We start from the raw sequence: 10,000 nt of genomic DNA on the forward strand, positions 1-10,000 counted from the left end.
GAAAAATCGATTTTCTTAGTAGCGGCGAGCGAAAAGGAAAGAGCCCAAACCAAAGATTTATCTTTGGGGTTGCGGACAGAACATTAACTTAGGAAGCTATTGTAACCGAAGATAACTGGAAAGTTAAACCGTAGAGTGTAATAGTCACGTAGGTGAAACGAGAAAGCCTAAAGTTCTGATCCAGAGTACCACGAGACACGTGAAACCTTGTGGGAAGCAGGGAGGACCACCTCCCAAGGCTAAATACTACCTGATGACCGATAGTGAAGCAGTACCGTGAGGGAAAGGTGAAAAGAACCCCGGGAGGGGAGTGAAATAGAACCTGAAACCGTGTGCCTACAACCGATCAAAGCCCCTTATGAGGGTGATGATGTGCTTTTTGTAGAACGAGCCAACGAGTTACGGTATGTAGCAAGGTTAAGTACTTAAGGTACGGAGCCGAAGGGAAACCAAGTCTTAATAGGGCGACTAGTTGCATGCCGTAGACCCGAAACCGGGTGACCTATCCATGGCCAGGTTGAAGCGAGGGTAAAACCTCGTGGAGGACCGAACCACGTTGCTGTTGAAAAAGCATGGGATGAGCTGTGGATAGCGGAGAAATTCCAATCGAACTCGGAGATAGCTGGTTCTCCTCGAAATAGCTTTAGGGCTAGCGTCGGACATGTGAGTAGTGGAGGTAGAGCACTGAATGGGCTAGGGGGCATAGCGCTTACCGAACCTTATCAAACTCCGAATGCCACATACTTTTAATCCGGCAGTCAGACTGTGAGTGATAAGATCCATGGTCAAAAGGGAAACAGCCCAGATCGTCAGCTAAGGTCCCAAAGTGTAAGTTAAGTGGGAAAGGATGTGGGATTTCTAAGACAACTAGGATGTTGGCTTAGAAGCAGCCACTCATTGAAAGAGTGCGTAATAGCTCACTAGTCGAGAGATCCTGCGCCGAAAATGTAACGGGGCTAAACTTACCACCGAAGCTACGGGTTCACACTTAGTGTGAGCGGTAGAGGAGCGTTGTAATCGGGCTGAAGTCGTACCGTAAGGAGCGGTGGACTGATTACAAGTGAGAATGTTGGCATCAGTAGCGAGATGTAGGTGAGAATCCTACAGGCCGAATATCTAAGGTTTCCTCAGGAAGGTTCGTCCGCTGAGGGTTAGTCGGGACCTAAGCCGAGGCCGAAAGGCGTAGGTGATGGACAATCGGTTGATATTCCGATACCACTATAATCGTTATTATCGATGGTGTGACGGAGAAGGATAGGATGTGCTAACTATTGGATGTTAGTCTAAGCGTTTAGGGAGTTAGAGTAGGCAAATCCGCTTTAACAATCCTGAGGCGTGATGGGGAAGGTTCCACGGAACCGAAGTATCTGATTCCATGCTTCCAAGAAAAGCATCTAGAGAGAGAAGTAGTGCCCGTACCGCAAACCGACACAGGTAGATGAGGAGAGAATCCTAAGGCCGGCGGAAGAATTGCAGTTAAGGAACTAGGCAAATTGACCCCGTAACTTCGGGAGAAGGGGTGCCTACGAGAGTAGGTCGCAGAGAATAGGCCCAAGCAACTGTTTAGCAAAAACACAGGTCTCTGCTAAAGCGAAAGCTGATGTATAGGGGCTGACGCCTGCCCGGTGCTGGAAGGTTAAGGGGAACACTTAGCGTAAGCGAAGGTGTGAACTTAAGCCCCAGTAAACGGCGGCCGTAACTATAACGGTCCTAAGGTAGCGAAATTCCTTGTCAGGTAAGTTCTGACCCGCACGAATGGCGTAATGACTTGGGCACTGTCTCAACTGCAAATCCGGCGAAGTTGTAGTGCGAGTGAAGATGCTCGCTACCCGCGATTGGACGGAAAGACCCCGTAGAGCTTTACTGTAGCTTAGCATTGAATTTCGGTATTATCTGTACAGGATAGGTGGGAGACTGGGAAATTAGGACGTCAGTCCTAATGGAGTCGTCCTTGGGATACCACCCTGATATTACTGGAATTCTAACTGGACGCCATGAATCTGGTGACAGGACATTGTTAGGTGGGCAGTTTGACTGGGGCGGTCGCCTCCTAAAAAGTAACGGAGGCGCCCAAAGGTTCCCTCAGAACGGTCGGAAATCGTTCGTAGAGTGCAAAGGCAGAAGGGAGCCTGACTGCGACACCCACAAGTGGAGCAGGGACGAAAGTCGGGCTTAGTGATCCGGTGGTACCTCGTGGGAGGGCCATCGCTCAACGGATAAAAGCTACCTCGGGGATAACAGGCTGATCTCCCCCAAGAGTTCACATCGACGGGGAGGTTTGGCACCTCGATGTCGGCTCGTCGCATCCTGGGGCTGAAGTAGGTCCCAAGGGTTGGGCTGTTCGCCCATTAAAGCGGCACGCGAGCTGGGTTCAGAACGTCGTGAGACAGTTCGGTCCCTATCCGTCGCGGGCGTAGGAAATTTGAGAGGAGCTGTCCTTAGTACGAGAGGACCGGGATGGACTGACCTCTGGTGTACCAGTTGTTCTGCCAAGAGCATAGCTGGGTAGCTAAGTCGGGAAGGGATAAACGCTGAAAGCATCTAAGCGTGAAGCCCACCTCAAGATGAGATTTCCCATAGCATAAGCTAGTAAGACCCCTTGAAGAACACAAGGTTGATAGGTCAGAGGTGTAAGCATGGTAACATGTTCAGCTGACTGATACTAATAGGTCGAGGGCTTGACCAATAAAAACAGACGATCAACAAAAATTCATATGCAATTTTCAGAGAACACTCTGATATCTGGTGATGATGGCATAGAGGAAACACTCCTTCCCATTCCGAACAGGAAAGTTAAGCTCTATAGCGCTGATGGTACTTTATGGGTGACCGTGCGGGAGAGTAAGACGTTGCCAGGTGTGAACGAAAAGAGATAGTAAACTACTATCTCTTTTTTTTATCTAAAAAATAAATTGATATAATAGTTAAAATTTAATACTAACCTTGACTTAAACCTAATACTTTTTCTAAGTATTCCTTACTTTCAATTATCCATGAATGAGGATGTAAGATCATATTATTATCTATAATATAATTTATATAAGATAGACATGCTTTTTCTAATGAATGAGATGAACTATTATTTACTATATCGTAAAATAGTGGTTTTCCATCTTGATCCCATGAAAGCTTATCAGCAATAAAAAGAGCCATATCATATTGTGAAGGATTAGGTTTTAAAGTTTTTCGTTTATCATTTTTTAAAAGAAAATTAGTTACATCAATTACTATATCACCAGTGAGTTTTGTAGTATTAACGTATTTATAATTATTTAAATTGATTTCAATTATCTCATTCTATAAAATATTAAATTATAATCTAGTACTAAAATTCCTACTATAATACATTTAATTTATATATAAATTATACTGTAGTTGAATTTATTTACAAATTGTATTTGTATAAATCCCTAAAAACTATTTGAAATATAATTTCAATTCATAATTTAACTAACAAAATTTAAAAATTGTAATTTCTTTATTATCTCTCACTTATCTGATTAAGCCTTTTGTTTTGAGTAAAATTAGATTTCGTCAAATTTTCACTTTTAATTAATCTTCATTATAAAATACATTAAAAAAATGCAAAAAGATATTTTAATTTGTAGTAATTTATAATAATAAAAAAATAGAGAAAATAACAATTAAATGTTATAATTGTAAAGTAATGGTAAAAGAAACGAGCGAGGAGGATAATATGGCACAGGAGATGCAAAAAAAACAAAATATAAAAAAGGGACAACTAACAGAATTTGATAATTATTTGTTTCATGAAGGAAAAAATTATAATAGTTATAGATTTATGGGCTCTCACAGTATAGTAGAAAAGAGAAAAAGAGGAGTTAGGTTTACTGTTTGGGCACCAAAAGCAAGTGCTGTTTATATTGTAGGAGAATTTTCTAACTTTGAGCCTTTAGAGGAATATAAGATGGAAAAAGTAACTGAGCAAGGTATATGGAGCTTATTTATTAAAGGAATGAGCACAGGAGTTAAATATAAGTATTATATAGTTAACGAATGGGGAACAAAAGGTATATTAAAAGCGGACCCATATGCTGAGGTTTCAGAGTTAAGACCAAATACAGCATCTATAGTAAAAGATGAAAAAAAGTTTAAGTGGTCTGATAGAAAATGGATAAATAAAAGAAATAGAACTAACATATATGAAAGTGCTATTAATATATACGAATTACATTTAGGTTCATGGAAAAGAGAAGATGGTAAATTTTTAACATATAAGGAGCTTTCAGAAAAGCTGCCTGAATATTTAGTGGAAATGGGATATACGCATGTTGAAATAATGCCATTAGTTGAACACCCATTAGATGCTTCATGGGGATATCAAGGGACAGGCTATTATTCACCTACAAGCAGATATGGTGAAAGTGAAGATCTTAAAGAATTAATTAACTCACTTCATAAAAATGATATTGGTGTAATTTTTGACTGGGTTCCAGGACATTTTTGCAAAGATGAACATGGATTATATATGTTTGATGGAAGTCCTACATATGAATATGAAGAAGGATGGAAGGCAGATAATAAAGGTTGGGGAACTTTTAATTTTGATCTAGGAAAGCCAGAAGTAAAAAGTTTTCTTATATCAAATGCTTTATATTGGATTAGAGAATTCCATGTTGATGGATTACGAGTTGATGCTGTTTCTAATATATTATATTTAAATTACGGTAGAAATGATGGTGAATGGATACCAAACAAATATGGAGGCAATGAATGTTTAGAAGGTATTGAATTTTTACGAGAATTGAATACTGCTGTAGAATCAGAGTTTAATAACTTAATGATGATTGCTGAGGAATCAACATCATGGCCTAATGTATGTAGATCAGCAAAAGACGGAGGTCTTGGATTTACTTTTAAGTGGAACATGGGTTGGATGAATGACACATTAGAATATATAGAAATGGATCCTATATACAGAAAATATCATCATAATAATCTAACTTTCTCTATGATGTACAACTACTCAGAGAACTTTATATTACCAATTTCTCATGATGAAGTTGTTCATGGTAAAAAATCATTAGTTAATAAGATGTGGGGAGATTATTTTAATAAATTTGCAGGGCTTAGAATGTATTTAGCATATATGATGGGTCATCCAGGTAAGAAACTTTTATTTATGGGATCTGAATTTGGGCAATTCATAGAATGGAGAGAATATGAAGAGCTTGAATGGAAGCTTATAGATGGATTTGAAATGCATAAAAATACACAAGAATATTGTAAGGTATTAAATCAATTTTATAAAGATAATAGAGCACTATGGGAATTGGATTACAGTCCAGAAGGATTTAAGTGGATTGATGCTGATAATAATGAGCAAAGCATATTAGTGTTTATGAGGAAAAGTAAAAATGAGAAAGATACATTAATTTTCATATGTAACTTTACTCCGGTAGTTTACTATGATTTTAGAATAGGGGTACCGTACTTAGCTGATTATAAAGAAGTATTTAATACAGATAAAAAAGAATATGGTGGCTCTGGACAAGTTATGGAAGATATATTAGTAGCAGAAGAAAAGGAATATCATAATATGCCATATTCAATAAAAATTAAAGTACCACCAATGGGTGTATCAGTACTTGGAATTGATAAGTTTAATGAATTAACTATAACTAATAAAACTATTTTAGAAAAGGAAGAGGAGAAGTAACTTTATGAAAATATTAATTGCCGCATCTGAATCACACCCATTTATAAAGACCGGTGGGCTTGGAGATGTTATTGGAGCACTACCTAAGGCTTTAAAGGACTTAGGGATTGATGTTAGGGTAGTTATACCTAATTATCGAGATATAAAAAAAGAAATTAAGGATAACCTTAAGTTTATAAAACAATTTACTGTAAAGGTAAGTTGGAGAAATCAATATTGCGGAATATTAGAGTATGAATATAACGGAGTAACATATTATCTTATAGATAATGAATACTATTTTAAGAGAGATGGACTATATGGATATTATGATGATGGGGAAAAATTTGCTTTCTTTAATAGAGCTGTTCTTGAATTTATAAAAGAAATTGATTGGAAACCGGATGTAATACATTGTAATGATTGGCAAACTGGAATGATTCCTGTTCTTCATAAGGTTGAGTACAGTAAGGATAGTTTTTATGAAAATATAAAGACAATAATATCAATTCACAATTTATTTTTCCAAGGAACGTTTTCGCCTGAAATACTTCCAGAATTATTTGGATATGATTATGAATTATTTAATAATGGCAGCATAGAATTACATGGTGGAGCAAGTTTCTTAAAGGGTGCAATAAATTATTCTGACAAGATAACTACAGTAAGTAAGACTTATGCTGAAGAAATAAAGACACCAGAGTATGGAGAAAAATTAGATGGCTTATTAAGATATAGAAATAATGTTCTTAAAGGAATAGTTAATGGTATTGATTATGAAGAGTACAATCCAGAAACAGATAAGTACATTTTTAAGAATTATTCTGTATCTTCAATAGAAGGAAAAAAAGAAAACAAAGAATATCTTCAAAAGAAATTAGGATTAAAAGTAGATAAAGATATACCGATGATAGGAATGGTATCTAGATTAACTCATCAAAAAGGATGCGATTTAATAACTAATATGATGGAAGGGCTATTAAAAGAAAATGTACAAGTAGTTATTTTAGGAACTGGTGACTACATGTATGAAGAGAGCTTTAAATATTTCCAAGAGAAATATAAAGATAAAGTATCTGCAAATATAAAATTTGATAATGCTTTTGCACATGAAATATATGCAGCTTCAGATATGTTTTTAATGCCATCTCTTTTTGAACCATGTGGATTAGGTCAACTTATCGCGTTAAGATATGGAGCTCTTCCAATTGTAAGGGAAACAGGTGGTTTAAAAGATACAGTTATACCATATAACGAATATACAGGAGAAGGAAATGGCTTTAGTTTTAAAAATTATAGTTATATAGAGCTTAAAGATACTATAGATAAGGCATTAGAGATTTATAAAAATGAAAAAATATGGCAAAGATTAATAGTACAGTCTATGAACTCAGATAATAGTTGGAAAAAGTCAGCTATGGAATATAAAAATATGTATGAGGAATTAATAGGCTGATATCAAACTATAGATATCAGGAGGAATTAATTAATGCCAATAACAAAGGAAACTTTTAAAAAAGATTTTGAAGAAAAGTTTATAAATATGTACGCTAAAAATTTAGATGAAGGCAATAAATTAGAAAAGTATGAAGCATTAGGAACATTAGTTAGAGAGTATGCAACAAAAAACTGGATTAATACAAAAAATGATTATAGAAACTTTAAAGAAAAGCAAGTTTATTATTTCTCAATGGAATTTTTACTTGGCAGATTACTAGGGGATTCTCTTTTAAATTTAGGTATTAGGGATATTTTAAAAGATGGATTAAAAGAACTAAATATAAACTTAGAAGAACTTGAAGAAATAGAACAAGATCAAGGATTAGGAAATGGCGGTCTTGGAAGGCTTGCAGCATGCTTTTTAGATTCTATGGCTTCATGTAATATAGCTGGTAATGGATGCGGAATTAGATATAAATATGGGTTCTTTGAACAAGAAATAATAGATGGAAATCAAATAGAAAAAGCAGATAAATGGCTAGAGCGAAAAAATGTATGGGAAGTTAGACGGGATGACAGATGTGAAATTGTTAAGTTTGGAGGGAGAGTTACTTCAGATATTAAAGATGGTAATTTAGTATTTTATCATAATGATTATGAAGCTGTAAAAGCTGTTCCATATGATACTCCAGTAATAGGTTATAAAAATAATGTTGTGAATACCTTAAGGCTTTGGAGTGCTGAGTCTATAGAAGATGATTTTGATTTTAATGATTTTAACAAAGGTGACTACAATAAATTAAATAATAAAAGTTCTGTAGAATCTATATCTTATATATTGTACCCTGAAGACTCATTTTATAATGGGAAATTACTTAGACTAAAACAGCAATATTTCTTTGTGTCAGCTGGGCTTCAAAGCATTATAAGAGATTATAAAAGATTAAATAAAAATATACTTGATCTCCACGAATATGTAGCTATTCATATAAATGATACTCATCCAACTTTAGTAATACCAGAACTTATAAGAATCTTAATTGATGAATATGGTGTAGGATGGGATGATGCTTTTGAAGTAACTAAGAAAACTGTATCATATACAAATCATACAATATTGGCTGAAGCATTAGAAAAATGGTCAGTTACTATGGTCAAAAGTCTACTACCTAGAATTTATATGATAATTGAAGAGATAAACAGAAGATTTTATGCTGAGCTTTGGGATAAATATAGAGGTGATTCAGAGAAAATAGCTAGTATGGCCATAATATCTGATGAGCATATTAATATGGCACATTTGGCTATAGTCTGTAGCCATAGTGTTAATGGAGTTGCAAAACTTCATACAGAAATATTAAAGGAGAAAGAAATGTCTAATTTTTATGAGTTATATAAAGAGAAATTTAATAATAAGACTAATGGAATAACTCATAGAAGATGGCTTATTAGAAGTAATAGAGGATTAACAGAATTATTAAAAAGAACTATTGGAGATAGTTTTATAAATAATCCAGAGAACCTTGTAGAGTTTGAAAATTATTTGTATAACGATGATGTAATAAATGCTTTAAAAGAAATTAAATATGAAAATAAAAAGAAACTATCCGAAGAGATTTACAAAACAAAAGGCATCATAGTTGATCCAAATTCAATATTTGATGTGCAAGTAAAGAGGATACATGCGTATAAAAGACAACTATTAAATTGTTTAAGAATAATGGACTTATATAATAGATTATTAGAAAATCCAGATTTAGATATAGTAAAAAGAACATTTATATTTGGAGGAAAAGCAGCACCGGGATATCATTTAGCAAAAAATATAATAGAGCTTATAAATGCTATTGGAGACAAGATAAATAATGACAAAAATATAAAAGATAAAATAAAAGTTATTATGATGGATAATTATAGAGTTTCCTTAGCAGAAAAAATAATAAGGGCTACGGATGTAAGTGAACAAATCTCAACTGCAACAAAAGAAGCATCAGGAACTTCAAATATGAAATTTATGATGAATGGGGCCGTAACGGTTGCCACATTAGATGGTGCTAATATCGAAATAAGGGATGAGGTTAAAGATGAAAATATTATAATATTTGGTTTAACTTCAAAAGAGGTATTAGATTATTATCAAAATGGAGGGTATTCATCTTTAGATATTTATAAGACTAATAATAGAGTTAAATCTGTTGTGGATGATTTAATTAATAGTAAATATTCAGAAGATAGAAATAAATTTAAGGATATATATGATAGCTTAATAACTTATAATGATGAGTTTTTTGTCTTAAGGGATTTTGAGAGTTACATTAAAGCTCATGAAAAAGTTGATAAGTTATATAGAAATGAAGCAGTTTGGGGAAGAATGTGTGGTATTAACATTGCAAGGTCAGGGATATTTTCATCAGATAGAACGATAAGAGAATACGCTAAAGATATTTGGAATGTTAAGTTTAAATAGAAAATATTAATTTTAATTAGGGTTATTGATTGAATACTTTGGGGTACTAATTTTAAAGAGTAGAAATATATATTAGTACTCCAAATATAATTATGTATATAAGGTTTAATATGGGAAGGGGATTTAAATATATGATTAATAAAGAGGTAGTAGCAATGATTTTGGCAGGTGGACAAGGTTCTAGATTAGGTGTACTAACTAAAAATTTAGCAAAACCTGCAGTGCCATTTGGAGGCAAATATAGAATAATTGATTTTCCTTTAAGTAACTGTGCTAATTCAGGAATATATACAGTAGGGGTATTAACACAATATAAGCCATTAGAGCTTAATAATCATATAGGTATAGGTGATGCTTGGGATTTAGATAGAAGAGATGGTGGAGTTTCAATATTACCACCATATCAAGAAGAACAAGGTGGAGATTGGTATAAA

General features: G+C 34.3%; 5 protein-coding genes and 2 rRNA genes (2 of these 7 cut by a window edge). 6 read left to right on the forward strand and 1 reads right to left on the reverse strand.

What is annotated here, in order from left to right; all coding sequences use genetic code 11:
* Positions 1–2,686, forward strand: a 23S ribosomal RNA gene (locus tag ACZ5TJ_RS01615); it begins 223 nt to the left of the window's first position.
* A 55-nt stretch (positions 2,687–2,741) separates the two neighbouring features.
* Positions 2,742–2,858: ribosomal RNA gene (rrf, locus tag ACZ5TJ_RS01620) — 5S ribosomal RNA — on the forward strand.
* 79 nt (positions 2,859–2,937) lie between these two features.
* On the opposite strand, the gene ACZ5TJ_RS01625 is transcribed toward rrf, so the two are convergent.
* Entirely contained in the window at positions 2,938–3,153 is a 216-nt protein-coding gene (locus ACZ5TJ_RS01625) for a hypothetical protein (RefSeq protein WP_464200872.1), read from the reverse strand.
* 514 nt (positions 3,154–3,667) lie between these two features.
* On the opposite strand from ACZ5TJ_RS01625, the gene glgB reads away from it, so the two are divergent.
* From glgB to ACZ5TJ_RS01645, 4 genes are all read left to right on the forward strand, one after another.
* Positions 3,668–5,680: a 1,4-alpha-glucan branching protein GlgB gene (glgB, locus tag ACZ5TJ_RS01630; RefSeq protein WP_464200874.1), complete on the forward strand. Its 2,013-nt coding sequence runs from the start codon at positions 3,668–3,670 to the stop codon at positions 5,678–5,680.
* A gap of 4 nt (positions 5,681–5,684) precedes the next feature.
* Positions 5,685–7,115 carry a glycogen synthase GlgA gene (glgA, locus tag ACZ5TJ_RS01635; RefSeq protein ID WP_464200875.1) on the forward strand — a complete coding sequence of 477 codons (1,431 nt, stop codon included), beginning with the start codon at positions 5,685–5,687 and terminating at the stop codon, positions 7,113–7,115.
* Positions 7,116–7,148: 33 nt separating this feature from the next.
* The gene (locus ACZ5TJ_RS01640; RefSeq protein ID WP_464200877.1) at positions 7,149–9,566 is read left to right on the forward strand and encodes a glycogen/starch/alpha-glucan phosphorylase; all 2,418 of its coding nucleotides are present in this window, start codon (positions 7,149–7,151) and stop codon (positions 9,564–9,566) included.
* Positions 9,567–9,697: 131 nt separating this feature from the next.
* Positions 9,698–10,000: the 5' portion of a glucose-1-phosphate adenylyltransferase gene (locus ACZ5TJ_RS01645; RefSeq protein ID WP_464200879.1), read on the forward strand. Its footprint extends 897 nt past the window's final position; only the first 303 of its 1,200 coding nucleotides appear in the window; it begins with the start codon at positions 9,698–9,700; the stop codon falls past the right edge of the window.

Source organism: Clostridium budayi (genome assembly GCF_055396605.1).